The 26,633-nt window shown below is 36.2% G+C and carries 19 protein-coding genes; 11 read left to right on the plus strand and 8 right to left on the minus strand.

Annotation, left to right across the window (positions count from 1 at the left end):
- Positions 1-34: 34 nt before the first annotated feature.
- From ftsZ to LUA86_RS11365, 4 genes are all read left to right on the plus strand, one after another.
- On the plus strand, positions 35-1,660 hold the full coding sequence (ftsZ, locus tag LUA86_RS11350; RefSeq protein WP_231461987.1) for a cell division protein FtsZ: 1,626 nt from the start codon (positions 35-37) through the stop codon (positions 1,658-1,660).
- Between the two features lie 167 nt (positions 1,661-1,827).
- Positions 1,828-3,069: an aminotransferase class I/II-fold pyridoxal phosphate-dependent enzyme gene (locus LUA86_RS11355; protein WP_231461994.1), complete on the plus strand. Its 1,242-nt coding sequence runs from the start codon at positions 1,828-1,830 to the stop codon at positions 3,067-3,069.
- A gap of 262 nt (positions 3,070-3,331) precedes the next feature.
- Complete coding sequence (locus tag LUA86_RS11360) at positions 3,332-3,508, plus strand: hypothetical protein (protein ID WP_010602932.1); 177 nt, start codon at positions 3,332-3,334, stop codon at positions 3,506-3,508.
- Positions 3,509-3,709: 201 nt separating this feature from the next.
- Positions 3,710-4,879, plus strand: coding sequence for an esterase (locus LUA86_RS11365; RefSeq protein ID WP_231461997.1), 1,170 nt, complete (start codon positions 3,710-3,712; stop codon positions 4,877-4,879).
- A 65-nt stretch (positions 4,880-4,944) separates the two neighbouring features.
- On the opposite strand, the gene dapA is transcribed toward LUA86_RS11365, so the two are convergent.
- From dapA to LUA86_RS11380, 3 genes are all read right to left on the minus strand, one after another.
- Positions 4,945-5,832: a 4-hydroxy-tetrahydrodipicolinate synthase gene (gene dapA / locus LUA86_RS11370; RefSeq protein ID WP_231462009.1), complete on the minus strand. Its 888-nt coding sequence runs from the start codon at positions 5,830-5,832 to the stop codon at positions 4,945-4,947.
- Between the two features lie 114 nt (positions 5,833-5,946).
- The gene (ligA, locus tag LUA86_RS11375) at positions 5,947-7,962 is read right to left on the minus strand and encodes an NAD-dependent DNA ligase LigA (RefSeq protein ID WP_231462011.1); all 2,016 of its coding nucleotides are present in this window, start codon (positions 7,960-7,962) and stop codon (positions 5,947-5,949) included.
- A 48-nt stretch (positions 7,963-8,010) separates the two neighbouring features.
- The gene (locus LUA86_RS11380) at positions 8,011-8,685 is read right to left on the minus strand and encodes an ACP phosphodiesterase (RefSeq protein ID WP_231462020.1); all 675 of its coding nucleotides are present in this window, start codon (positions 8,683-8,685) and stop codon (positions 8,011-8,013) included.
- 150 nt (positions 8,686-8,835) lie between these two features.
- Between LUA86_RS11380 and tyrS the strand changes: the two genes are divergently transcribed.
- The 3 genes from tyrS to LUA86_RS11395 all read left to right on the plus strand — a co-directional run bounded on the left by tyrS (position 8,836) and on the right by LUA86_RS11395 (position 11,160).
- On the plus strand, positions 8,836-10,122 hold the full coding sequence (tyrS, locus tag LUA86_RS11385; protein WP_231462023.1) for a tyrosine--tRNA ligase: 1,287 nt from the start codon (positions 8,836-8,838) through the stop codon (positions 10,120-10,122).
- Positions 10,123-10,228: 106 nt separating this feature from the next.
- Complete coding sequence (locus LUA86_RS11390; RefSeq protein ID WP_231462024.1) at positions 10,229-10,708, plus strand: antitoxin Xre/MbcA/ParS toxin-binding domain-containing protein; 480 nt, start codon at positions 10,229-10,231, stop codon at positions 10,706-10,708.
- Positions 10,708-11,160, plus strand: a complete 453-nt coding sequence (locus LUA86_RS11395; protein ID WP_231462031.1) for an RES family NAD+ phosphorylase — start codon at positions 10,708-10,710, stop codon at positions 11,158-11,160. Before LUA86_RS11390 ends, LUA86_RS11395 begins: the two co-directional genes overlap by 1 nt.
- 1 nt (position 11,161) lies before the next feature.
- On the opposite strand, the gene LUA86_RS11400 is transcribed toward LUA86_RS11395, so the two are convergent.
- Genes LUA86_RS11400 through LUA86_RS11410 form a run of 3 tightly spaced genes read right to left on the minus strand, consistent with a single transcriptional unit; the run spans position 11,162 to position 14,961 of the window.
- Positions 11,162-12,145 (minus strand): acyl transferase, encoded by a 984-nt coding sequence (locus LUA86_RS11400; RefSeq protein WP_231462033.1) that lies wholly within the window; start codon positions 12,143-12,145, stop codon positions 11,162-11,164.
- Between the two features lie 20 nt (positions 12,146-12,165).
- Positions 12,166-12,525, minus strand: coding sequence for a hypothetical protein (locus tag LUA86_RS11405; RefSeq protein ID WP_231462041.1), 360 nt, complete (start codon positions 12,523-12,525; stop codon positions 12,166-12,168).
- 6 nt (positions 12,526-12,531) lie between these two features.
- On the minus strand, positions 12,532-14,961 hold the full coding sequence (locus LUA86_RS11410) for a penicillin acylase family protein (RefSeq protein WP_231462049.1): 2,430 nt from the start codon (positions 14,959-14,961) through the stop codon (positions 12,532-12,534).
- A gap of 187 nt (positions 14,962-15,148) precedes the next feature.
- Here LUA86_RS11410 and LUA86_RS11415 point away from each other — a divergent pair, with 187 nt between their 5' ends.
- The 4 genes from LUA86_RS11415 to LUA86_RS11430 all read left to right on the plus strand — a co-directional run bounded on the left by LUA86_RS11415 (position 15,149) and on the right by LUA86_RS11430 (position 23,319).
- Positions 15,149-18,082: a TonB-dependent receptor gene (locus LUA86_RS11415; RefSeq protein WP_231462051.1), complete on the plus strand. Its 2,934-nt coding sequence runs from the start codon at positions 15,149-15,151 to the stop codon at positions 18,080-18,082.
- Between the two features lie 165 nt (positions 18,083-18,247).
- Positions 18,248-20,710 (plus strand): glycoside hydrolase family 31 protein, encoded by a 2,463-nt coding sequence (locus tag LUA86_RS11420; RefSeq protein ID WP_231462053.1) that lies wholly within the window; start codon positions 18,248-18,250, stop codon positions 20,708-20,710.
- A gap of 71 nt (positions 20,711-20,781) precedes the next feature.
- The gene (gene glgB / locus LUA86_RS11425) at positions 20,782-22,746 is read left to right on the plus strand and encodes a 1,4-alpha-glucan branching protein GlgB (RefSeq protein WP_231462117.1); all 1,965 of its coding nucleotides are present in this window, start codon (positions 20,782-20,784) and stop codon (positions 22,744-22,746) included.
- 261 nt (positions 22,747-23,007) lie between these two features.
- Complete coding sequence (locus tag LUA86_RS11430) at positions 23,008-23,319, plus strand: hypothetical protein (protein ID WP_231462120.1); 312 nt, start codon at positions 23,008-23,010, stop codon at positions 23,317-23,319.
- Between the two features lie 577 nt (positions 23,320-23,896).
- Here LUA86_RS11430 and LUA86_RS19345 read toward each other — a convergent pair.
- Together LUA86_RS19345 and gap are read right to left on the minus strand one after the other, a co-directional pair.
- Positions 23,897-24,547, minus strand: coding sequence for a heavy metal-binding domain-containing protein (locus LUA86_RS19345; protein WP_370634362.1), 651 nt, complete (start codon positions 24,545-24,547; stop codon positions 23,897-23,899).
- Between the two features lie 1,083 nt (positions 24,548-25,630).
- Positions 25,631-26,629 (minus strand): type I glyceraldehyde-3-phosphate dehydrogenase, encoded by a 999-nt coding sequence (gap, locus tag LUA86_RS11440; RefSeq protein ID WP_231462130.1) that lies wholly within the window; start codon positions 26,627-26,629, stop codon positions 25,631-25,633.
- Between the last annotated feature and the right edge of the window lie 4 nt (positions 26,630-26,633).

Genomic DNA, 26,633 nt, shown 5'->3' on the forward strand with positions numbered 1-26,633 from the left:
TTTAAAAAATTTTAAACAACTGATTCATAAGAATATGCAGTTCGAAATGTTAAAAGATAAGTCATCAATCATCAAAGTAATTGGTGTTGGAGGCGGTGGCGGCAACGCAGTAAACCATATGTACCTGTCAGGAATAACGGGTGTAGACTTTATTATTTGTAATACCGATGCTCAGGCTTTGGAGTCTAGTCCTATACCTAATAAGGTTCAATTGGGTGCTAGCTTAACCGAAGGGATGGGTGCAGGATCAATTCCTGAAGTTGGTAAAAACTCAGCGATTGAGAATATCGATGATATTAAAGCTATGCTTGGTAGTACAACTAAAATGCTATTTATTACTGCCGGAATGGGTGGTGGTACTGGTACAGGAGCAAGCCCAATCATTGCGAAAGCTGCAAAAGAACTTGATATATTAACAGTTGCAATTATTACCACACCTTTCTCTTTTGAAGGAAAACGCAGAAGATTGCAAGCTGATGAAGGTTTGGAAGAGCTAAAAAAATATGTCGATTCTTACCTGGTCATTTCTAACGATAGATTACGCGAGATTTTTGGAAACCTTACTTTAGGTTCAGCTTTCGGTCAGGCTGATGATATTTTAACAACTGCTGCGAAAGGCATTGCTGAAATTATCACTGTTCCGGGATATATCAACGTGGATTTTAAAGATGTGCGTACCGTAATGAAAGAAAGCGGTGTAGCCATCATGGGTAGCCATGCATCTGCAGGTGAGGACAGAGCTTTACAAGCGGTAGAAGGTGCTTTAGCATCTCCACTTTTAAAGGATAATGAAATTGAAGGTGCCCGTTATATTTTATTGAACATCAGCTCTGGTGCTCGTGAAGTTACCATGGATGAGGTATCTATCATTACCGATTACATACAGGAAAAAGCAGGTTTATCTGCAGATTTAATCTGGGGTAATTGTACAGATGAAACTTTAGAAGATAAATTATCGGTTACCATTATTGCAACAGGTTTCCAAACTTCTGATGAGCGTGTACATGAAGAGAAAAACAAAAAGAAAATCTCTTTATTAACACCTGAAGAAGCGCCTTTGGTTCGTCCTGTTGAGCCTGTTAATTCATTTATTCAGCCTAAAGCTGCGCCAGTAGCCGAGCCTGTAATGAAATTGAAAGAAGAGGCACCACAAGTTGATTTATTTGGCGGCATGTTTAACAAGGCAGAAGCACCAAAATATCAGGAACCAGAAAATGAAATTGTTCGCCATACATTAATTGAGGAAGAGCCACAAGCAGAAGCGCCTACAGAACAAGGTTTTGAGTTTGAAATAAAACTTGCAGAAACAGAATACGTTTTTGAAACCCCTGTTGTAGAGGCACCGAGAATGCCAGAGCCGGAACCTGAATTACCGGTAGTTGGTTTAGATGATAATCAAAATGATGAATCAGTAGAAGAGCAGTTGAAAAAATCAAAAGAGCGCATTATGCGCTTAAAAGATTTGAGTATGAAACTGCGTACAACTAATGGATTGCAAGAACTGGAAAACGAGCCAGCTTACAAACGCAAGCAAATGCAGTTACAGCAGGTTCAACATTCTTCTGAGTCTCAGGTTAGTCGCTTTACATTAAGTAACGACCAGGATGGGGGAACGGAGATTAGACCTAATAACTCGTTTCTTCATGATAATGTTGATTAATTTAATCAAAGCATAAATTTAAGGCTCCGATGTATCGGGGCCTTTTTGGCGTAAGGTTAAAATGTTAAATTTTTATAATTGACATCTTAGCGATGAATTGAGTTGATTTTAAGCCGAATAAACCGTAAATTCGCAAAATTTTAATACAAATAATAACACATAATACATTGGATATATTTGAGAAAATAGCAAAGCACATGGGCCCGCTTGGTCAACACCAAAAATGGTCTCATGGGTATTTTTCTTTCCCTAAATTGGAAGGAGAAATTGCACCACACATGCAGTTTAAAGGTAAAGAGCATTTGGTTTGGAGTTTAAACAACTACTTAGGTTTAGCTAATCATCCAGAGGTAAGAAAGGCAGATGAAGAAGCAGCAGCACAATTTGGGATGGCTTATCCGATGGGTGCTCGTATGATGAGTGGTAACTCGAAATATCATGAGCAATTGGAGCAAGAACTTGCTGCCTTTGTGGGTAAACCCGATGCCTTTTTGTTAAACTATGGTTATCAGGGAATGGTTTCTATCATCGATACTTTGGTTGATAGAAATGATGTTATTGTTTATGATGCAGAATCTCACGCTTGTATTATCGATGGTTTACGTTTGCACATGGGTAAAAGATTTGTGTATAAACACAATGATATCGATAGTGCAAAAAAGCAATTAGAACGTGCAACTAAATTAACAAAAGAATCAGGCGGTGGTATTTTATTAATTACCGAAGGTGTTTTTGGAATGAGTGGTGCACAAGGTAAATTAAAAGAGCTTGTCGAATTGAAAAAGGATTTCGATTTCAGAATCCTTGTAGATGATGCGCATGGCTTTGGTACAATGGGTAAAACCGGTGCCGGAACACACGAAGCTCAGGATTGTATTGAAGGAATTGATGTTTACTTCGGTACTTTTGCTAAATCAATGGCTGGTATTGGTGCTTTTGTGGCATCAACAGAAGAAATTACCAATTTCTTGAGGTACAACATGCGTTCTCAAACATTTGCTAAAGCTTTACCAATGCCAATGGTAATTGGCTTATTAAAACGCCTGGAATTGTTAAAAAGCAAGCCTGAATTAAAAGATAAGCTTTGGGAAATTGCAATGACTTTGCAAAAAGGTCTTCGTGAGCGTGGTTTCGATTTAGGGGTTACTGATTCTGTTGTAACGCCTGTGTTTTTAAAGGGTGAGCTGAGCGATGCTACAGCAATTACTTTTGATTTACGTCAGAATTACAGCATTTTCTGTTCAATTGTAGTTTATCCGGTTATCCCGAAAGGAATGATTGAATTGCGATTAATTCCTACTGCAGTGCATACACTTGAAGATGTACAACGTACATTAGATGCTTTTAGCGAAGTTGGTGAGAAATTAGAAAATGGCTATTACAAAGAAAATCAATTTGCCATAGTATAGCATTTTATAGATAAAATACATGCCCTTTAATTCAGTTTAAAGGGCATTTTTTGCTTTAAATTTTTTATAATAATCTGAAAATTAACTAATTGGATTATTTTTTTGTGATTTAATTGTTTATAAACACGATAAATGTGGATAAAAAGCAGTTTAAAGTGGTTTTTTTATCATGTTAAAAGTTTTTTTATTTAATTAAACACATTAAATTAGATACACGAATTAAATTAAAACTAAAAACCTAAAATTACAGGAGCATTTAAACATGAAAAAATTTGAAGAAGTAAAAAGTTTAGTTGCAGCTTTGGAAGCTGACGCAGACAAATTCTATAACAAAGGTAACAGTGCAGCTGGAACGCGTGTACGTAAAGGCATGCAAGATTTGAAAAACTTAGCGCAGGCTATTCGTTTAGAAGTACAGGATACTAAAAACAAAGCTTAGGCGATTAAAATATTATACATTGAAGGCCTCTTGAACATCAGGAGGCCTTTTCTTTTGTAATGGAATTTTTAATCAGTAAGTCTATCAGGTTTATAAATCTGGTTATTGCCATGTATTTTATTAATTGTTGTGGTGATTTACTTATCTCTACATTATTGAATATATAAATCATTAACTTTATTTAAAGTCACTAATCCAATCATGAAAAAAATAATTCTACTATTGCTGCTTTTAAGCACACAATTGGTTTATGCTCAAGAGAATTTAAATTTTGGCCGGCAGAAAGAGGTCATTTCTCCTCAAGCGAATGCTGATGGAACATTTACGTTTCGTCTTAAGGCACCAAATGCTAAAAAGGTTGAAATACATGGTGATTTTTTGGCTTCAAAACCAAATGGACCTTCAGTTGAACAGTTAAAATTAGGGACAGACAGCGTTTGGTCATACACTTCAGCAGTTTTACCTTCAGAGCTTTACAGTTATAGTTTTATTGTTGATGGATTGAAAATACGCGACCCAAATAATGTTTATCTCATACGGGATGTTTCTTCTGTTGTAAACGTGTTTTTAGTGGGAAATGGTAAAGCAGATTTATACATGGTTAAAGATGTGCCGCATGGAACAGTAGCAAAACGTTGGTATGAATCTGCCGGTCTAAAAACCAACCGCCGACTTACCGTTTATACGCCACCAGGCTACGAGGCATCTAAAACAAATTATCCTGTTTTATACCTGTTACATGGTGTTGGTGGTGATGAAGAGGCCTGGATGCAACTTGGTAGAGCATCGCAGATATTGGATAACCTAATCGCCGGGGGCAAAGCGAAGCCAATGATTGTTGTAATGACTAATGGACACACTAGTAATACGGCTGCCCCAGGTGAATCTTCAAAAGGATTATACAAACCGATTATGATGACACCTGATGTATTTAATGGCGATATGGAATCTTACTTTAAGGAAATTATTGATTTCACTGAGAAAAACTATCGAACCGGAAAAAATCAGAATGACAGGGCAATTGCAGGATTATCAATGGGTGGATTTCACTCGCTTTATATCTCAGCAAACTACGCTAAAACTTTTGGTTATGTAGGTTTATTTTCTCCGGCAATATTACCTCCTGCCAGTGCAAATAGCCCAATATATAAAGATTTGGATTTGAAACTTGAAGCACAAAAGAAAAATGGCTATAAGTTATATTGGATTGCCATCGGTAAAACCGATTTTTTATATAAGAATGTGAGCGACTTTAAAAAGAAGCTTGATGGCATGAGCTTTAAATATGATTATAAAGAAAGCGAAGGCGGACATACCTGGTCTAACTGGAGAGATTACTTATCCGAATTTACGCCAATGTTGTTTAAGTAATCTTATTAAATGAAAAAGGCTTCCAAACTCAATCTGGAAGCCTTTTCTATATAATTAAAATTTGATTATGCGGGTTGATTTATCTTCTCAAGTTCTGCAATGATTTGCTGTTCTAAACTTGCCGAAGCCTTTACCAATGGCAATCTTACTGTATCTCCACAAACATTTAAATGTTTTAAAGCCGCTTTAATTCCTGCCGGATTTCCTTCTGCAAAAGCCAAACGCGTAAATTCAACCAAACTTAAATGTGAAGGGTTAGCCGTTCGGAAATCGCCTTGTAAACATAAATTAACCATATCGGTAAAAGGTTTTGGAATCGCATTTGCAATTACCGAAATAACACCACTTGCACCTAAAGCAATCATAGGTAAAGTGATAGGGTCGTCACCAGAAATCAATAAGAAATCTTCCGGCTTGTCTCGCATTATCTGGTTAAACTGATCGAAACTTCCTGATGCTTCTTTGGTTGCAATGATGTTTTTAAAATCGTGCGCCAGTCTGCAAGTCGTTTCCGGACTCATGTTGCTCATTGTACGCCCGGGAACATTGTAAAGAATTAAATCCAGGGGAGATATTTCAGCTAAATATTTATAATGCTGATAAATTCCTTCTTGTGTTGGCTTATTGTAGTAGGGGCTAACAGATAAAATTGCAGAATAACCTGTTGTATCAAAGGCTTTAAAGTCTTCAGCAACTGAAAGCGTATTGTTGCCACCAATACCGGCAACTAAAGGCAGCCTGTTGTTGTTAATTTCAGCGGTAAAAGCCCACACCTTCTTCTTCTCTTCCTTAGTCATTGTGGCAGTTTCGCCGGTTGTGCCTAAAGAAACGAGGTAATCTACCCCGCCGTCCACCAAATGATTAATCAGGTTTTCTAAACCTTTATAATCAACTTGTCCATCTGTGTTAAAAGGTGTAACTAAGGCTACACCAGTACCCTGAAATTTGTTCATTATTGATATATTGTTTTTGTTTAACATAGGCAATTTTTTACCTACGTGTTCCTTTTGATTATAAATCCCCGTTTAGGATGTGTCTCATAATAATTAATATTTTACCTTAAGCGCTTATTTTGCTAACATTCCAAGCAACTCTTCATCGCTTATAATTGGAACTTTTAATTTTGTAGCCTTTTCTAGTTTCGATGGTCCCATGTTATCTCCGGCAACGAAATAATCGAGTTTGCCGGAAATACCACTTAAAATTTTGCCGCCATTTGCTTCGATTAAATCCTTCAGCTCATCGCGACTATATTTTTCAAAAACGCCCGAAATTACGAATGTTTTTCCAATAAGTGTATCGCTGTCGAGCGTAATTACCTTTTCTTCAATTTCGAAGGCCAATCCGGCTATTTTTAATAATTCTATCTGCTTCAAATGCTCCGTATTTCCAAAATACTCAACAATGCTTTCCGCAATACGCTGGCCGATTTCATCTATCGCAGTTAATTCTTCAACAGTTGCGTTAGCTAGCTTGTCGATATTTTTAACGCCTGCAGCAAGTTTCTTTGCAACTGTTTCGCCAACATACCGAATACCTAAACCAAAAAGCACTTTTTCAAAAGGCATAAGTTTAGATTTTTCAATACCACTTAGCATGTTTTCAATTGAGCGTTCCCCAAATCTATCCAGCGATTTTAGTTGTACAGCCTTTTCATGCAAAGTATATAAATCGCTGATGTGATTTACCAATCCATTTTTGTAGAAAGTTTCAATAGTTTCATCACCCAAACCATCAATATTCATCGCTTTGCGAGAAATAAAATGTTGTATTTTACCTACAATTTGTGGCGGACACCCTTCATCGTTCGGACAATAGTGTACTGCTTCGCCCTCTTTTCTAATAAGCTCGGTTCCGCATTCCGGGCAGTTTTTGAGATAATGAATTTTTTCAGCGCCACTTTTGCGTTTATCAACATTTACCATAATTATTTTAGGGATAATTTCGCCTCCCTTTTCAACAAAAACTGTATCGCCTTCGTGCAAATCTAATCGTTCAATTTCATTGGCATTATGCAAAGTTGCTCTTTTAACGGTTGTGCCGGCAAGTAAAACAGGCTTTAAATTTGCAACCGGCGTAACTGCACCGGTACGCCCAACCTGGTAAGTTACTTTCTCGAGTATAGTTTCTACCTCTGCAGCCTTATACTTATAAGATATTGCCCAACGTGGAGATTTGGCCGTAAAACCTAATTCCTGCTGCTGAGCATAACTGTTTACTTTAATTACAATACCGTCAATATCGTAGCTTAACTTAAAACGTTCGTTTTCCCAATGGTGAATAAATGCTAAAACATCATCAATATTTTTAACAAGCCTGTTGTGCTCGCATACATGAAATCCCCAATCTTTTACTTCATTTAAACTTTCCCAATGATTTTTAAATTCATTTTTATCTGTGTAAAGGAAGTAAATAAAACCATCCAAAGGACGTTTGGCTACCTCCTTGCTATCTTGCATTTTTATCGTGCCCGATGCAAAATTTCTTGGATTAGCATAAGGAATTTCCCCAAGTTCTTCGCGGGCAGCATTCAGCCTTAAAAAAGCTGCCTTATGCATAAATATTTCACCCCTTATTTCGAAATGTTCGGGTGCAGTTTTTGTTTTAATTTGATGCGGTATGGTATGTATCGTTTTTACATTATTGGTTACCTCATCGCCTTTAGTTCCATCACCTCTGGTTACAGCCCTTAAAAGCTTGCCATTTTCATAGGTGAGGCTAATGGATAGTCCATCAAACTTAAGTTCGCAAACGTATTCAAAATTATCACCAATAGCTTTTCTAATGCGCTCGTCAAAATCACGTAAATCTTGCTCATTATAAGTGTTCCCTAGCGAGAGCATTGGATATTTATGCTGAACTGTAAGGAAATTTTTCGTGATGTCGCCACCAACTCGCTGCGTTGGGGAATTTGGATCAGCGAAATCTGGGTTTGCCAGTTCTAATTCTGCAAGATGTTTGAGTTTTTTGTCAAATTCAAAATCGCCAATAGTCGGCATTGCCAAAACATAATAATTGTAATTATGCTGGTTTAATTCGGATACTAATGCATCCATTTCTTCTTTTACTGCAAATAGCGACATAACACAAAGATAAAAAAAGCAGGGATGTTTAGATTGCTTAATGATAAGTTAGGCGAGTTTTGATTCTATTTCTTCAAAAATATCCATAAAATCCTTTTCCAGTTTTTCTTTAAATAAACTCAGTTGAAGCGTAAGCTGATTGAGCTGATGTTCGTTTAAGGTTTCAGGCCATAACCGCATACAAATTCTGTTTAGGGCATAGCTGATGTTATCGAGCTTTTGATAGCTTAATAAATATTTACTACTGATAAACTGCTCCAGAAATTTAAAGAAAATATCAGGATTTTTCAAGCCGCAATGATCAAGAAAATCACTTAAATATTCCTTTTTAACAGCAATTAATTTATCATAAAAATGGTGCACCTGAATTAGATTATGCTCAATCAAAAGATGATCTAAAAGTAATTCTAAGCCGATGTGTGCTAAAAATGATGGTCTAATAACAGCGTTTTCTAAAATAGGAATTAGGAGTTGTTTTAATTCTGCTGTTTTTGCAAAGAAAAATGGAGAAGAATGAAAGTGTAAATCTACTGCCAAATGGCGTTTCCACCCTGCTAATAAATTTTCTTCATCGGGGTTTCCGATAAATAAAAACTCATTTTTTTGAGGATATAAATTTGCATCCTTTGCTGCATTTTTAATTAAATCTGGCAAAACAGTTCCCATTACAATATTTGCATCAGTTGTGTTTCTGTCGAAATAAAAATGTGAAAGGAAGTTCATTTCGTAAATATAGCTTTTAAAATTACCTGTTTTGAAATTGCAATTTTTATTAACAGCAAGATAACAATTCATTTATAAAAAGATTTTAGCTTTTCATTTGGTTTCTGCTTTAGCATCAAAAAACTATCTTTGCGCAATTAATTTTATACCATGACAAATTTTGTAGAAGAGTTACGTTGGAGAGGCATGTTGCACGATATTATGCCTAATACTGAAGAAAAGTTAAATGAGGGCATGACTTCTGGTTATATTGGTTTCGACCCAACTGCTGATTCTTTGCATGTTGGTCACCTAACCCAAATTATGACATTGATTCATTTTCAAAATGCAGGTCATAAACCTTTTGCTTTGGTTGGTGGTGCTACAGGCATGGTTGGCGATCCTTCCGGAAAATCTGATGAGCGTAATTTGCAAACACCTGAAATGGTAGAGCACAATTTAGCGGGTATGAAACGCCAGCTTTCTAAATTTTTAAAATTTGAAGATGCAGGTAATGGTGCTGTAATGGTTAATAACGCAGATTGGTTTAAAAACATGAATTTTTTAGACTTTATCCGCGATGTTGGCAAGCACATTACTGTTAATTATATGATGGCGAAAGATAGCGTGAAAAAACGTTTAGAAGGCGATACGGGCATGTCGTTTACGGAGTTTTGCTACCAATTGGTGCAGGGATTTGATTTTTACTATTTATGGAAAAACCATAATTGTATTGTTCAAATGGGCGGTTCAGACCAATGGGGTAATATTGTTACCGGAACAGAATTAATTAGAAGAAAAGATAGCGGAACCGCTTATGCAATTACTACACAGCTGATTAAAAAAGCTGATGGTACCAAATTTGGTAAAACAGAAAGTGGCGCTATCTGGCTTGATGCTGAGAAAACTTCGCCATATAAATTTTACCAGTTCTGGTTAAACGCATCAGATGATGACGTGAAAAAATGGATTAGAATTTTTACCTTAAAAAATAAAGAAGAGATTGAAGCGCTTGAAAAAGAGCATGATGCAGCACCGCATTTAAGGGTTTTACAGAAAGCATTGGCAGAAGATATTACAGTGAAAACACACTCTGCAGAAGCACTTGAAACGGCTATCAAAACTTCAGAATTTTTGTTTGGAAATGGCTCTTTAGAATTTTTGAAAAGCTTATCCGAAAATCAGGTTTTAGAAATGTTTGAAGGTATTCCTCAGTTTAAACTATCTAAACCTGAATTAGAAGCAGGAATTGATGCTGCAACGTTGTTAGCAGAAAAAACAGCTGTTTTTCCTTCTAAAGGTGAAGCAAAAAAATTAATACAAGGTGGAGGCGTTTCTGTAAATAAAGAAAAACTGACTGATGCGAATCAAGTATTGAACGCAGAAAATCTGATAAATAATAAGTTTATAGTTGTTCAGAAAGGTAAGAAAAACTATTTCCTTTTGATTGCAGAATAGATATATTCTTCTATAATCTTAAGTCCCAATCCAAATCGATTGGGATTTTTTTTTGATATTTTTTTGTTTCAGACAAAATGTGTATTATTGTGTATAATTGTCTGATATGAAAAGGAAATCGGAAGATGTTTCTAAAGCCGAAGAGCCAGCTATAGCGTATGGTAATCAAAACTACACGCCAATGGTCGCCATGATGGGAAGCCAATACGCAAACCCATCTGATTTTGATTTGCTACAGCTTGCAAGAAAAGGCATATCTAAAAAGTCGTTATTGGCTTTAGCAAAGCAGATTTCTTTAACCATAGAAGAAATCGCGGCCATATTGCACATTTCAGAGCGTACCTTGCAAAGGTATACCCCCACAACTTTAGTTAAAACAGAGTATGCCGATAGAGCAATTGAACTTGCCTTATTATATGAACGTGGCATTGAAGTTTTGGGTAGCGAAAAAGCATTTAACAACTGGGTAAAGGCTCCAAATGTTGCTTTAGGAGGCGAAACCCCCTTCGATTTACTAGATACCCGGATTGGTTTTACGATGGTTTTAAACATCCTTGGCAGGATAGAATACGGTGTTTTTAGCTAATGATTCTTTACCGGATTTCCAATTGCACTTACGCGAATGATTACACTGGAACAGGCGCTAAATTATTTGGTGGACGCTGGAATTCGGTGGGTGTTCCCTTGCATTACATGGCTTCAAATAGAGCTTTGGCTGCGCTTGAAATTCTTGCTAATAAAAATGCACTGATAAATTCCAGAAATTTATGTCTAACTGTTTTTGAACTTCCTGATGGTTTAATTAAAAACGTTGAGTTTACAGATTTACCTAAAAACTGGAAAAGTTACCCGGCGATACCACAGCTCGCTAAAATAGGAGATGCATTTGCAAAGCAGAAGGAATTTTTGCTGTTGAGGGTGCCTTCCGTTTTAATTGAAGATGAATATAATTTTCTAATGAATGTAAATCATCCAGATGCTAATAAAATTAAAATTTTAGAGGTTAAACCCTTTCAGTTTGATGAGCGACTGGCCTAAACTATTGTACCAGTAGGTTGCAACCCCGAATATCGGCATTATCAAATCGACCTAAAACTTCAAAACTGCCATCAGGATTAATTCTACCTAAATCTTGCGTAGCAATAAACGAACAGGAATTTACATTTGCCAAATCAATAACGTTTATGCCTCCGGTTTTGCCATTTTTAACCAAGCTTAGTGGGTCGTTCGTATCTCTGATTAAAATTTCCATCCACGATGGGCAGTTAAAAATACCATCGCCCAAAGAGTAAGCCTGGGACAGCAATTCTGTCATACCGAATTCGCTATGAATTGCTTTTACACCAAAGCCTCTTGTAAGCTGGTCATGCAATTCCTCACGAACCATTTCTTTGCGTTTCCCTTTCATTCCACCGGTTTCCATAATCACGAGATTTGGAAAACTAAGCTCAAATTGTTCAATAAAATCGAGCAAAGCATAAGTTACCCCAATTAAAATGGTTTTTTGATTTTTTAATTGTAGTGCTTTAAGAGTAGAAAAAAGCTCATCATGATTATATAAAAAATAGCCGCTTTGTGGATGTTTGCTTTTTTCAATCAAATCATTAACCATGTAAATTAATGATGAACCGGAACGTTGTTGATAGGATGGAAGCAACGCAAGAAAGCAGTAATCCTCTATGTTGCCATAAAATTGGGTAAAAGCCTGTAGATAGCTTTGCTCATATAAACTCACATCAGTTACGTGATGGCTGCTTTGGCTCATGCCTGTTGTTCCAGAACTGCTAAAAGTTATTTCAACGCGATTTTTAGAACTTAATACGGAGTGTGTTTTAAAAAAACTAATGGGCAAAAAAGGAATATCTTCTATGCGTTTAACCTCATCGGTATTTACCCGCAAGTTTTGAACATAATCCCGATAAACCAGGCAATTTTCAGATTGAAATCTGAAAATGTTTAATGCAAGTGCATCAAATTGATGCTTATCTTGAATAGAAAATATTTTATCGGCAGAGAAATTCACAGGCGCAAAAGTACAAAGCCTTATGCTATTTTTTCGTCAGTTTTTTTGATTAGCATCGCTTTGCGAAATTGATAACCACAATAACCACTTATGCCGGCAACCAAACCGCTAACTAATCCGGTAATTATTAATAGTAACCACCAGATTTTAACGCCTATCATAACTGCTACGCGGCTTGCCAAAAGGTTGTCGTTAGGCAGGCTTTTAAAAAGGGAATAACCAATCCACAATAAAAATATGGCTAAGAAAGATTGCCAGAAGGAAATTTTACCGGTTTTGCCGATAAAACCACAGGTTGCAAATGAAATGACAATGATGACCCACCAAGGCGCAACCATTTGAAGTAAGAAACAGATAATTAAGATAACCAGAAAAACCATTTTTTATTATTTAGATATTTTTAACCGAGAAATTACCTTGCCAGATTTATCATCAGCACTTTGCATGTAGAATAAATCGTAAAGCTCACCATTCGCCCATTTATCAACCATGTTGTCGTAAAATTTGCTTCCTGGATTACCAGATTGTCCGCCAGGATAAACACCATGACCTTTTGGTGTTTTGCCGAGTTCAATCACCATTCTCCACGATGGTCCGTTTGCTTCGCTCATGGCATTTATGGTGCTTTTTGCTCCACCAATTAATAAAACCTTCGAACCAAAACCTGGAATCTTTGCCAAATGCGGAACATTAGTTTGTTTTAAGTTTGCCCAATTCCAATCCTTATTAATGGGGCCAAATCTACGTTCTAAACTGTCACAGCTGTATTTAAAGGCTTCATTTACCAAATCAGCTAAAGTTTCTTTTTGCGGCGTTTTAATATTATCGTACCATTTAGCCTCAGGTTGTTTTAAAATCATCTCGATGGTTCTGTCTCTTGATGGATATCGCATGGGTGTGCCATCAACCTGAAATTCATCATTCCAAATATCAAAAGATAAGCGTTTGGTCCAAATTTCAAAAACACTTGCTGCAATTTCATCAGCATTGTAGCGTTTATTCCATTTGTTAACGTAACTAAGCGCTTCTTTTTGGGTTGCATTTAGTTGTTCATTATTTATCATTGGTAACAGAGCCGGCAAAATATTTTGAGCCATGATGCTGTAATTGTCGGTTTGCATTAATCTGATGCTGTCGAGATTTGCCTTATTCATCACCGTTAACCTATCATTAATTCTCTTACCACGCTCGTAAGGTGCAAATTCCCAGTTTATATAATACGGATAACTCTGATCGGTTGAGGATTGATTTGCAGAACTTACAAAACCACGGGCAGGATTTTTGACCGTTGGATTTTGAGCTGCCGGAATCCAGCCTTGCCAATCATAAGATGGATCAGTTCCATCCAAAATAAATTTGCCTTGATTTTTCCACTTTAAAGGGAACTTACCATTTGGCGTAATGGCGATATCATTGTCTACACTTGCAAAAACAAAATTTTGAGCCGGAGCGGTGTAATAGGTTAAAGCTTTACGATAATCATCATAATTACTTCCTCTGTTAAGGTAATAAAAAGTCATAAGTTCATTCGATTCATCATGTGCAATCCACCTTAGGGCATCGCCAACCGGAACATTATTGGCCCTTGCATACTTGGGTTTTTGAAAATACACAACGGGTCCGTGATGGGTATAATAAACCGTATCTACTTCATCTTTGCTACCGCGGATTTTTATAGTTTCCAGTCTTGTTTTTGTCGCTTTCCACTGATTATTATACCAATATTCTTTGTGCGAATCATCTTTAAATTTAATTTGATAAAAATCCAGAACATCTGCAGCAACGTTGGTAACGCCCCATGCAATTTTCTGGTTGAAACCAATGATTACCCCTGGAGCGCCCGGAAGCGAAACGCCATAAGTATTTACGCCTGGAGCATGCAGCTGAATTTGATACCAGATAGAGGGTAGGGTTAAGTCTAAATGTGGGTCGTTTGCTAAAATTGGGAAACCAGATGCTGTTTTATTGCCCGAAAGTGCCCAGTTATTACTTCCAATGCCTTCTATTTTTTCAGTTGTTTTAACATTACCTGTTATTGCTTTTAAAAATGATCCGGGCGTTTTTGGAATAGTCAATGGCTTAAAATCCCATTTTGTACCTACCGGGATAATCGGGTCTTCGCGAAACGGATAATCAGGAAAAAGGTCTTTGGTAACATCGGTGCCAAATTTTTTAAGAATGTTGGTCATGTAAAATTCATCAGAACCCATAGCCAAAACGGCCGACATTTGTTTTAAAAGCAAAGCGCACTTAACCGGCGACCAATTTTCAGGTTTAAAATCGAGTATTTTATATTCTATAGGGTAATTTGCATGAGAAAGTGTTTTGATATAAGCATTAATTCCATCGGTATAAGCTAGAATCATTTCTTTCGCTTTTGGGTCGGCCATCATTCCTTTTAAAGAATTTTCTGCACCGTAAACCATACCCATTCTTCGTTGATAGCGGTCAACCTCAATTGCCTTTTCGCCAACCACCTCACTTATTCTGCCGGCAGCAAAACGGGTTTGAAAATCCATTTGCCATAGGCGATGCATCGCGGTAACATAACCTTGAGCTAGGTAAAGATCGTGGTCGTTTTTGGCAAAGATGTGTGGTATCATTCTATCATCAAAAACGATTTCAATTTCATCAATAGCGCCTTTTATTTTCGCTTTGTGATTAAACATAAAATGGTTGTTCTCTGCATTTTGCCAAAACCCCATAAAAGGATTTAGGAATTTTAAAACGGGAGGTGTGTTTCCAATTTTTGTGTTGAACAGAAAAGCCAGAGAAATAGGGATAATGATACAAAAAAGCGCTTTTAGTTTATTCATAGTGGTTAGCTAACTACAGACTTATATGTTTGATAGAGCGATAATACTGCAAAATACAACAATCTATATGTGAAACAAAATTATAAATTTTAATAAAAATTATTATGCTAACATAATTTGTTTAATTCAAAAAAAGCATTTAAGTTTATATTAACTAAAGAACAACTAACCAAATAGTAATCATTTTATGAGCAAATTCTCTACGCAAATCTTGTATGTGTTTATGCTTGTATGTGCAACTCATTTTGCAGTACATGCCCAAAACGTTACCGTTAGCGGAACCGTTAAAGACAAACAATCGAAAGAACCATTAGTTGGTGTAACCGTAATCGTTAAAGGACAAACTGGTGGAGCCGCCACCGGCAATGATGGCAGTTTTAGTTTTACAACTGCTGCAAAGGCTCCTTTTACTTTGGTAGCAAGTTATATTGGTTATGGAACCATAGAACAACAAGTTACCGGCAGTACAAGCGGTATTAATATCCTTTTAGATGCAGGTACGGTTTTAGGTGGCGATGTAGTCATATCAGCCTCCAGAACACCGGAACGTATTTTGGAATCTCCTGTATCTATCGAAAGAATGAGTGCAGCATCGATTCGCGAAATTGCAGCGCCTTCCTTTTATGATGCTTTGAATAATATGAAAGGTGTTGAAAGCAGTATGCAGAGTTTAACCTTTAAATCTATAAACACAAGGGGGTTTAACTCAAACGGTAACACCCGTTTCAACCAATACATTGATGGTATGGACAACCAGGCGCCTGGATTAAATTTCTCTGTAGGTAATATTGTGGGTATAACTGAATTAGATGTTGATAATGTTGAGCTTTTACCTGGTGCATCCTCAGCTTTATACGGTGCCGGTGGTATTAATGGAACATTATTAATGACTTCTAAAGATCCATTTAAATATCAGGGAGCAAGTTTTCAGTATAAAACGGGCGTAAACCATGTAAATGATAATAACAGTAGCGTGCAACCTTTTAACCAGTTAGATGTACGTTTAGCAAAATCGTGGAATAATAAGTTTGGTGTAAAAGCTGCATTCTCATTCTTACAAGCTAAAGATTGGTTTGGAAATAATTATTCAAATTTTGATAGAAATTCAAGAACTGCTAAAGCCGGAGATAGAAATAGCGATACGAACTATGACGGTATAAACGTTTATGGTGACGAAGTAAGTCAGAATATGCGTAATGTTGCATTAAGTGTGCAAAATGCTACTATTTCTGGTATTAATGCGGGTTCGGGAGGACTTATTCCGAACATTAAAAATTTAATTGATGGTACCTTTGGTGCTGCTATTCCAAATGCGGCACAACAAGCAGGGTTTATTGCTAATTTGCCAGCTGGATTACGTCCGGCGGTTCAAAATTACTTCCCATTTTATGTTGGCTTAAAGGCAAACCTAATTCCTGATCAAAATGTATCAAGAACAGGTTACAATGAAGAAAACCTGGTTGATTATGATACTAAATCATTAAAAGTATCCGGAGCGATGTATTACAACATCACCAATACCGTTCAGGCGGTTGCACAAGCAAATTGGGGTACTGGTACTTCTGTTTACACAGGTTCAGATCGTTATTCGCTACGTAATTTTAATATTGGTCAGTACAAATTAGAAATTAAAGGTCAGGATTTTTACGTTAAAGGTTATACTACCCAGGAGCGTTCAGGTGATTCTTATATTTCATCTATTTTGGGTAGCTACATCAATGAGCTTTCAAAACCATCTACTACATGGTTTCCGCAGTATATAGGTAATTATGTAGGCGCCAGAGCAGCAGGCCAAACAGATGCTGCGGCACATGCTTTAGCAAGGGGTGTTGCAAATCAAGGCCGTTTCGAGCCTGGTTCACCACAATTTGCCACTGCAATGAATAGCATCATGAATACTACTATCAGCGCAACCACTATAAATTCGACTAATCCATCACAAAGCGTTTACGGTGCTAAATTTGATGATAAAACAAACCTTTACCATTATGAAGGTATGTACAATTTTACAAATGCATTTAATAACGTAGTTGAATTTCAGGTTGGTGCATCCTATCGTTTATATGATTTAAACTCCGCAGGAACAATTTTTAATGATTTAAATCAATCTATCGATATTAACGAATACGGTGCTTTTGCGCAGATTGGTAAAAAACTTTTCAATGATAAAGTAAAGTTTACATTTGCAGGCAGATACGATAAAAGCATGAACTTTGAAGGTCGTTTTACGCCACGTATTACCGGGGTTTTCACAGTAGCAAAAAACAACAACATCAGAGCTTCTTATCAAACAGGTTATCGTAACCCAACCACTCAAAACCAATATATAGATTTATCAGTTGGCGGTGGCTCACAAAGGTTAATTGGTGGTTTGCCAGAAATTATGTTCGGTAAATACAACCTTAATGGCAACAAAGCTTTTACCGATGTAAGTTACAGAGCCTTTATAGCATCTGCTGCAACAGGTACGCCTAACCCTGCTTTATTACAGCAATATACTTTTGATGATAAAGGTGTTCGTCCGGAAAGTGTTCAATCTTATGAATTAGGTTATAAAGGATTAATTACTCCAAACCTTTTAATTGATGCTTACGGTTATTACAATACTTACAAAGATTTCATTACAGCGGTAGATGTTTACCAAAATGTAGGAACTTTGGCTAGTCCAACATTTGTAAAATACGGCGTTCCGGTAAATGCACAAGGTGAAGTAAATTCTTATGGTGGTGCATTAGGTTTAGATTATTTAATGAACAAATGGACAGTAAGCGGTAACGTTTCATACAATCAAATCGGCGACCTTCCTGTAAATTATATCAATGATTTCAACACGCCAAAAGTTCGTTTCAATTTAGGTTTGGGCAATAAAGAAATTATTAAAAACTTTGGGTTTAATATTTCTTATCGCTGGCAAGATAAATTCTACTGGAATTCATCCTTCGCATCAGGAGATGTACCTGCTTACAGCACAGCTGATGCCCAGGTTAGTTTAAGAATACCTTCAGTAAATTCTGTTATTAAACTTGGAGGCTCAAATATTATGAATAAATATTACATCACTTCTTATGGCAATCCGGCAGCAGGAGCAATTTATTATTTAGCATTTTCGTTTAACCCGTAGTTTACAGATTACCCAAAATAAAATGAACAGCCTGCATAGTTTTAAACTTTGCAGGCTTTTTTATGCACAATTAAGTTTCCTTTTGTAAAATATTTGTATAATAGTGCTTTCTTAAACGCATCCCGGTTTAAGAACTTTTAATAAATTTTTTTTGAATTGTTAAGGATGGAAGAAACAAACGACAAGCAAAACGACGTTAAGGATTTAATCGAAAAAGAGCAGGAAATTCAACATTTAAATAATCCTGTTGATATTTCAGTAAAGCCAATAGTTAAGCAATATTTAGGAGAAGTAAAACGGGTAAAAAAGGAAGGTAACCGTTTTTATTTTTCTGATGGAGATGCCAAAGTAGAAATTAGAGTAGTAAGCGACGAGATGATCCGGGTTCGCCTGGCACCACACGGCGTTTTCTTAGATGATTTTTCATACGCCGTTCCGGAAGTTGACCAAAAAGTTTCTGTTTTTAAAATGCAGGAACATGATGATCATTATACGGTTTCTACAAGCGTTGTAACCTGTAAAATAGAGAAAAAGAATTTTCATATTTCTTTCTCGGATAATATTACTGGCATTACAATGGTAGATGAGCACAACTCAATGCATTGGGAAGAAAACGTAGATTTTGGTGGCTACTACATTTATGCAACTAAAAAATGTCAGCCCGAAGAGAACTTCTTTGGTTTAGGCGATAAATCAGGTAATTTCAATTTAAGAGGTAGAAGATTTGAAAATTGGAATACCGATGCCTATTCTTTCGGCTGGAATCAAGATCCATTATACAGAACTATACCTTTTTATATCGGCGTGCATAATCAGGCTGCTTATGGTATTTTTTTCGATAATACCTTCAAATCTTACTTTGATTTTGGTGGCGAAGATGTTTCGAAAACCAGTTTTTGGTCAGATGGCGGCGAATTACAATATTATTATATCCATGGTCCGCACATGATGGATGTGGTTAAGCGTTATGCAACTTTAACCGGTACACACGCTATGCCTCCAAAATGGACTTTGGGTTATCAGCAATGCCGTTGGAGTTATTATCCTGAAAGCAAGGTAAAAGAAATTGCTAAACAATTCAGGGAACGTAAAATTCCTTGTGATGCAATTTACCTGGATATCGATTACATGGATGGATATCGTTGCTTTACCTGGAATAAAAAGTATTTTCCTGACCCAAGGAGAATGATAAAAGAACTTTCTGATGATGGTTTTAAAACTGTTGTGATGATTGACCCGGGGATTAAAGTTGATGATGATTACTGGGTTTTTAAAGAAGGTAAAGACAATAAATATTTCTGCCGTAGAAGTGATGATTATTTTATGGAGGGTCATGTTTGGCCTGGCCGTTGTCAATTCCCTGATTTCACCAATCCAAAAGTTAGAAAATGGTGGGGCAAATTATACGAAGAACTTGTAGATATGGGTGTGGCCGGATTTTGGAACGATATGAACGAGCCTGCTGTATTTGGTTCGGGAACCTTCCCGAATGATGTTCGCCATAACTATGATGGTTACCGTGGTTCTCACCGTAAAGCGCATAACGTTTATGGTATGCAAATGGTACGTTCTACTTACGAGGGTTTGAAGAAACTTATGCGTAACAAACGTCCGTTTACAATAACAAGAGCTGGTTATTCTGGTATGCAACGTTATGCAAGTGTTTGGACGGGTGATAATATTGCAACCTGGGAACACCTAAAAATGGGTAACATCCAATGTCAGCGGTTATCAGTTTCTGGTGTGCCTTTTTGCGGTACAGATATAGGCGGCTTTAGCGGTGAACCTGATGGCGAATTATTTACCAGATGGATTCAGCTCGGAACATTCTCTCCATTTATGCGTGCACACTCTGCTGGTGATACCGCTGAACGTGAACCATGGAGCTTCGGAGAATTTTTTGAAGACATCAATCGTAAATTTATCGAATTAAGATATCGTTTACTTCCTTATTTATATTCGGTTTTCTGGGAGCATCATCGTTATGGTTTCCCAATTCTGCGACCGCTTGTTATGCTGGAGCAGGAAAAAATTAGCAATCACTTCCGTCAGGATGAGTTTTGTTATGGTGATAAGTTATTAATTTGCCCGGTTTTAGAGCAAGGTGCTATTGCAAGGCAGGTTTACCTTCCAAAAGGTAAGTGGTTTAATTTCTGGACTAATGAAATTCTTAATGGAGAAAGCGAGCATCACGTTGAAGCAAAAATAGATAGTATGCCAATGTTTGTACGTGCAGGTTCTGTTATACCAGAATATCCTGTAATGCAATATGTCGACGAAAAATCTATTACTGAGGTTGTTTTAAATATCTACAACAGCGATTACGAAGTAAACTCATATATGTATGAAGATCACGGAGATACTTTTGCTTTTGAGCAGGACATCTACCTGGAGAAAAAGTTTACCGTTAAAGGTGATAATCATTATTTAAAAGTTAACCAAAGAATTGTAGGTTTATATACACCAAATTACGAATTCTATGCATGCAATGTAGTTGGTGTAAATTTCCAGGTAAAAAAGATTATTGTAGATAATAAAGAGGTGAGTGATTTTTACACAGATGATAAAAACATCCTTCACTTTAAATGCCTTAAAACCTTTTCAGAAATACAGATTTTAAGTTTGTAACCTATACTAATTAAGCCCCGAAACTTTAAACCAGCTTCGGGGTTATAGTTATCTAACAGAACCACCTCTAAATGTCAGCAGCAAAAAAAGAAACCGTAAAAAAAACAGCATTGCCTAAAGTAGATACTAATCGAAGTGTTTGGGCTCATAGTTTATTTACTGATTATGATATTGATTTGTTTTTGGTCGGTAAGCATTTCCGTTTATACGAAAAAATGGGTGCCCATATTACAACAGTTGATAAAACTGCGGGTACATATTTCTCTGTTTGGGCACCAAATGCAATTAAAGTTGGCGTTGTTGGCGATTTTAATGGATGGGATAGAGGCGCTCATCTTTTAAATAAGCGCTGGGATAAATCAGGCATTTGGGAAGGTTTTATTCCAAATATTGGTAAGGGTGAAGTTTACAAGTATTTTGTAAAAGGTTTTGATGAATCAGAACATTTAAAAGGTGACCCTTATGCAACCAAATGGGAGCATCCGCCTCAAACGGCAAGTGTAATTTGGGATACAGAATACAGCTGGAAAGATAAAGCATGGTTAAAAAAGAGACCAAAATTAAATGCTTTAGATCAACCAATTTCTGTATATGAATTGCATTTAGGTTCCTGGCAAAGAGATCCTAATGATCCTGAAAGGGTTTTAAATGCTCGAGAAGTTGCATCAACATTAATTCCTTATATACTCGAAATGGGTTTTACACATGTAGAACTTATGCCAGTAATGGAGTTTCCGTTTTTTCCGAGTTGGGGCTATCAAATTACTGGCTATTTTGGGGCAAGCTCCAGATATGGCAGTCCGCAGGATTTAATGTTCTTGATTGAAGAATTGCACAAAGCAAATATTGCTGTGATTTTAGATTGGGTACCATCGCATTTTCCGGGCGACAGACATGGTTTATATGAGTTTGATGGAACACATTTATATGAGCATGCCGATATGCGTAAAGGGTTTCATCCAGATTGGAAATCATATATATTTAACTACGATAGAAACGAGGTTCGCTCTTTTTTAATCAGCAATGCGATGTTTTGGTTAGATAAATACCATGCAGATGGCTTAAGGGTAGATGCGGTTGCCTCAATGCTTTATTTTAATTTTTCAAGAGAAGATGGAGATGCTGCAACTAATGAATATGGCGGAAGTGAAAATTTAGGTGCCATTCAGTTTCTACAGGATTTGAATGTGGCTGTGTACGGAAATTTTGAAGGTATACAAACAATAGCTGAAGAAAGTAGCACTTACCCGGGGGTAACACATCCTGTACATTCAGGCGGTTTAGGCTTTGGTATGAAATGGATGATGGGATGGATGAACGATACGCTTAAATATTTTAAAATAGATACCCTGGGCAGAAAACATCATCATCATCAACTTAGTTTTAGCATGACCTATGCTTTTACTGAGAATTTTATGTTGCCTTTTTCGCATGATGAAGTGGTTCATGGTAAATCTCCAATGTTATATAAAATGCCTGGAGACGATTGGCAGAAATTCGCGAATTTAAGGGCACTTTACGGATATATGTTTGCGCATCCGGGGGCTAAACTTCTATTTATGGGTAATGAATTTGGAGATACCAGTGAGTGGAATTTTACCCAATCCTTAAATTGGCATTTGCTTGAACATGCGCCACATAAAGGTTTGCAGGAAACGGTAAAGGCATTAAATTTCTTGTATAGAAGTGAGCCTGCTTTACATCATTTTAATTTTAGTTACGAGGGCTTTGAATGGCTTGATGCTGATAATGCAAGTGAATCTGTTTTTGTTTTTATGCGCAAAGGTCCAAAAGCTAAAAACACACTAATTATTGCCTTAAATTTTACACCTGTGGTAAGAGAGCATTATAAAATAGGTGTTCCATTTAAAACGAAATGGAAAGAAATTTTTAATTCAGACGATATTATTTATTATGGCTCGGGGATAAATAATAGCGGAGCTATAATTCCAGAATTAAGCGGATATAATAATCAGGAGTATTCTATAAACATTACTTTGCCACCGCTGGCCATAACTATTTTTAAGAGTATTTAATATCAGGACTAGACATAATTTAAACAGAAAAAGCTTTCCGTTGCCGGAAAGCTTTTCTTTTTTTCGGGGTGGAAGCACCCGAAAGGCACAAATGTAGATCTTTTTTTTTAAAATTTCTTTCATTGTAAGGTTATGGTATGTAACAATCTAATTTTCAGGCCTATTAATTTTATATTCCATTGGGTTGTTTGTTTTACCACTTTGTATTAAACAATAATAGCAATCACTTTGTTAATGTTCTAATTACCCCTAATTAAACAAATGCAAATCTCTAACCTTTCTTCAGAACTTAGTGAGCCACTATTAAAAGTTAGTCGCTTGGAAGATGATTTGTGTTTGATTAAATTAAAATCAGGCGATAAGGAAAGTTTCAAAATGCTCTACAAGCTTTATGCACCTGCGTTATATGGTTCCATTGTTAGAAGCATACCAGATGAAATTAAAAGTCTTGAAATCCTCGAAAATACGTTTACTTACGCATGGAATAATATTTCATCATTTGATGAATCTAAAAACAAAATCTTTATTTGGCTTTTAAAAGCCGGAAAATCTATTACTAATAAAAGTTTATAGTTTGCCGTTACTTCGGTTGTTGATCATTGGCTCAGGGCAGTGCTCATATCATTAAGAATATTGGTATCCGGCGAGATTAATGCCACTTAAAACACACGCCATTCACTACGTTTCTGTCATAGTTTTAATTTTGGAGAAGCGGTTGCCTCATGAATGCTTTCTCTATCTAGGATTTGCTTCGTACTATCTTGAATAAGTACACATGCATGCCGATGTTGATATCCTTGAAATACCTGTTTTTGAGGGTGTTAAATTTTTAATCGCCTCATAAGATCTTCCTATGCTACGGGTGAGTAAAAGCAGGTAAAGAAACGCTTCGGAATAATAAGGACTCGTAGTATAAATAGTAAATGATATTATGATGACAGGAGAAGAACTTGAGCTATTAAGCGATAGACAAACTACAAACGGCTATCAATGGCAGATAATAATCACAAGGGCTATTCGCTCAGGCGAAAAAATTGTCTGGAACGGATGCTAAAGCTGAGAATGCAACAAAGCAAATACAAAACACATGTCTACAATCGCTGCACAACATTCACGGTATGTAACTAAGTAGATAAAAATTTATATCTCATTAACTATAATATTCGCTATGCTTTAATACTGGTATGGCATTCAATTCATTAACTTTACTTATTAGTAATTTCAGTCGGTCACGCTTAGTGTCAAAATCTTCATTTTCTAAATCAACAATTACAGCCGTTCCTGCCATACAAACCATTAACATACCTTTGCCTCCACCTACCTCAGAATAGTCGATATCTGTTCCAACTATTGCATTACCACCATGCAACGCACAGACAAGGCGTAATTTCTTTTTGCATATCTCTTCACCTGAAGAAACCTTATTTGACATAGTCAATGATTGCCCGCCTGTGAAATCTGCCCAAGAGCCTGATAATTCTGATAGAAAACCAGTGCCTGAGATTGATTGAGCACTAATCAACCCAAGAATCTTGAAATTCCACTTTGTTGGATTCTGAATTGTGATAATGGGTATTGCTGATATTAGGCTTTCAATTTCGGCCATCAAAACTGCCTTTGCGGTATCAATAGCGAGTTTCTTTTCAGCTAAAATGTTCAAGCCACACTCATTGCAGTATGCTTCAGCCTTGGGATTGTGCAATGAATTGATAATTGCGATAGTTTGATCACTTAGAATGTATCTAGAAGTCATAAGACCATCCATTTTTTTTTGGCAATTCGGGCAATGTTTGTATGACATGAGTAGTTAGATAAAGTTATGCGGTAGATTTCTTTTTTAACAATAATAGTAATTTTAGGACTTCTATTAACCTCTGATCATAAAAATTAATGAGTGATGCAATCTTTATCTTAAGTATCATTAGTGCTTTATCAAACTAAAAGTCTTCTTGCAACAGCACAAAAAAAATCAGTAGATTGATATTAGTACAGAATCGTCCAAGGGAAAATTTACGACCTAGCGAAGCTGATAAACACTAGCACAGAAATTAAAAGATTGTCAACTATTTGATATTGAAGTTTGCGGTTATATTACAGTTGCCAATAATAGCTATTTTAGTTTTGCTGATGAATACGTGATGTAAGCTGAGAGGGTATCAGGGATTGAGGACGAACTAACGAAAGATAAAAGTGTTTAGATAAACGGTAATTGCATATTTTAATATATAAATAATGCAAGTAAAAATTAACAGAATCATAAACATACCAGTTTGGCATCTTAGTTAACCTATTGATTTTCAGTGCGTAATATGGCGTAAAATAAGAAAAGAGATACTCCATCCAGACGTATCTCTTTTTTCTAACCAAATATAAACCTGTTATGAGCCAGGCTTTGTCTTAAATTTTCCAGTGAACAAATGTTAACGTAGAAAATGATTTATCTTTTTTATCAATGTAAAATCAATCTCTGATTATTACTCTACAAATATAGTAAAAAATTTCTTAGTGTAAAAAATACACTAAGAAATTTTTAAGTATTTTTTTTGTCATATTTTTATTTCAATTATTATTTAGCTTAATTTTCACGATAAATAATAATAATCTTCAAATTTAGTGAGGAAATTGGTTAACTAATTGTTAAATAATGTGAAATCATGTTATTTTATTGCTAATTTTTTCGATTTCAGATTCTTTATGCAGTATTAAGAATTTGTTATTCTTTTATGTAACCAATAAATTAAATTTTCTTCAATATTTTTTAAATTGATTGCAATAAACATACCATAATCTCTTTTTTAAATTTTAATTTTATTAGTAAATAAAAAAAGGTTAACATTTTTCAATGTTAACCTTTAAATAAAAATATATTATTTAATAATTATAATTACAGGCTTGCGTAGTATTCTACAAATTTAGCTAACGCTGAAGAATAACCCCACTCGTTATCGTACCATGAAACAACTTTTACAAAGTTATCGTTTAATGAGATACCTGCTTTTGCATCAAAGATAGATGCGTGGTCATCACCAATAAAATCAGATGAAACAACTTCATCTTCAGTATAAGCTAAAACACCTTTTAATTCGCCTTCAGAAGCTGCTTTCATAGCTGCCTTAATTTGCTCATAAGTAGCTGGTTTTTCTAAACGAGCAGTTAAATCTACTACAGAAACATCAGCAACAGGAACGCGGAAAGACATACCTGTAAGTTTACCCTTTAATTCTGGTAATACCATACCAACTGCTTTAGCTGCACCGGTAGATGATGGAATGATGTTAGAGAAACCACCACGGCCACCTCTCCAATCTTTAGCTGATGGTCCATCAACAGTTTTTTGAGTTGCAGTTACCGCATGGATTGTACTCATTAAGCCTTCAACAATACCGAAGTTATCATTTAAAACTTTAGCAATAGGTGCTAAACAGTTTGTAGTACATGATGCATTAGAAACGATAGTTTGGTCAGCCGTTAATTTATCGTGATTAACACCCATTACATAAGTAGGGATGTCGCTATCTTTTGCCGGAGCAGAGAAAACTACTTTTTTTGCACCTGCTGCGATGTGTTTTTCAGCATCAGCACGAGTTAAAAATAAACCTGTAGATTCGATAACAACTTCTACACCTACAGCATCCCATTTTAAATCAGCAGGATTTTTTTCTGCAGTAACGCGGATGGTTTTGCCATTAACAACTAGGTTACCATCTACAACTTCAATTGTTCCATCGAATTTACCGTGGGTAGTATCATATTTTAACATATAAGCCATGTAATCCGGCTCAATTAAGTCGTTAATAGCTACAATATCTAATCCTCTTTTTAATGCAGCTCTAAAAACGAGTCTGCCGATACGGCCAAAGCCGTTTATTCCAATTTTGCTCATTGTT

Origin of the sequence: Pedobacter sp. Leaf132, assembly GCF_920984695.1 — a bacterium.
Classification (GTDB): domain Bacteria; phylum Bacteroidota; class Bacteroidia; order Sphingobacteriales; family Sphingobacteriaceae; genus Pedobacter.

Bases quoted from the DNA above. Each gene is read 5' to 3' on its own strand.
- dapA (WP_231462009.1), bottom strand. From the start codon at position 5,832: ATGAACAAATTTCAGGGTACTGGTGTAGCCTTAGTTACACCTTTTAAC.
- LUA86_RS11365 (WP_231461997.1), top strand. From the start codon at position 3,710: ATGAAAAAAATAATTCTACTATTGCTGCTTTTAAGCACACAATTGGTT.
- LUA86_RS11420 (WP_231462053.1), top strand. From the start codon at position 18,248: ATGGAAGAAACAAACGACAAGCAAAACGACGTTAAGGATTTAATCGAA.
- LUA86_RS11405 (WP_231462041.1), bottom strand. From the start codon at position 12,525: ATGGTTTTTCTGGTTATCTTAATTATCTGTTTCTTACTTCAAATGGTT.
- LUA86_RS11395 (WP_231462031.1), top strand. From the start codon at position 10,708: ATGATTCTTTACCGGATTTCCAATTGCACTTACGCGAATGATTACACT.
- glgB (WP_231462117.1), top strand. From the start codon at position 20,782: ATGTCAGCAGCAAAAAAAGAAACCGTAAAAAAAACAGCATTGCCTAAA.
- ligA (WP_231462011.1), bottom strand. From the start codon at position 7,962: ATGTCGCTATTTGCAGTAAAAGAAGAAATGGATGCATTAGTATCCGAA.
- LUA86_RS19345 (WP_370634362.1), bottom strand. From the start codon at position 24,547: ATGTCATACAAACATTGCCCGAATTGCCAAAAAAAAATGGATGGTCTT.
- gap (WP_231462130.1), bottom strand. From the start codon at position 26,629: ATGAGCAAAATTGGAATAAACGGCTTTGGCCGTATCGGCAGACTCGTT.
- LUA86_RS11390 (WP_231462024.1), top strand. From the start codon at position 10,229: ATGAAAAGGAAATCGGAAGATGTTTCTAAAGCCGAAGAGCCAGCTATA.
- LUA86_RS11380 (WP_231462020.1), bottom strand. From the start codon at position 8,685: ATGAACTTCCTTTCACATTTTTATTTCGACAGAAACACAACTGATGCA.
- LUA86_RS11410 (WP_231462049.1), bottom strand. From the start codon at position 14,961: ATGAATAAACTAAAAGCGCTTTTTTGTATCATTATCCCTATTTCTCTG.
- LUA86_RS11430 (WP_231462120.1), top strand. From the start codon at position 23,008: ATGCAAATCTCTAACCTTTCTTCAGAACTTAGTGAGCCACTATTAAAA.
- tyrS (WP_231462023.1), top strand. From the start codon at position 8,836: ATGACAAATTTTGTAGAAGAGTTACGTTGGAGAGGCATGTTGCACGAT.
- LUA86_RS11415 (WP_231462051.1), top strand. From the start codon at position 15,149: ATGAGCAAATTCTCTACGCAAATCTTGTATGTGTTTATGCTTGTATGT.
- LUA86_RS11360 (WP_010602932.1), top strand. From the start codon at position 3,332: ATGAAAAAATTTGAAGAAGTAAAAAGTTTAGTTGCAGCTTTGGAAGCT.
- ftsZ (WP_231461987.1), top strand. From the start codon at position 35: ATGCAGTTCGAAATGTTAAAAGATAAGTCATCAATCATCAAAGTAATT.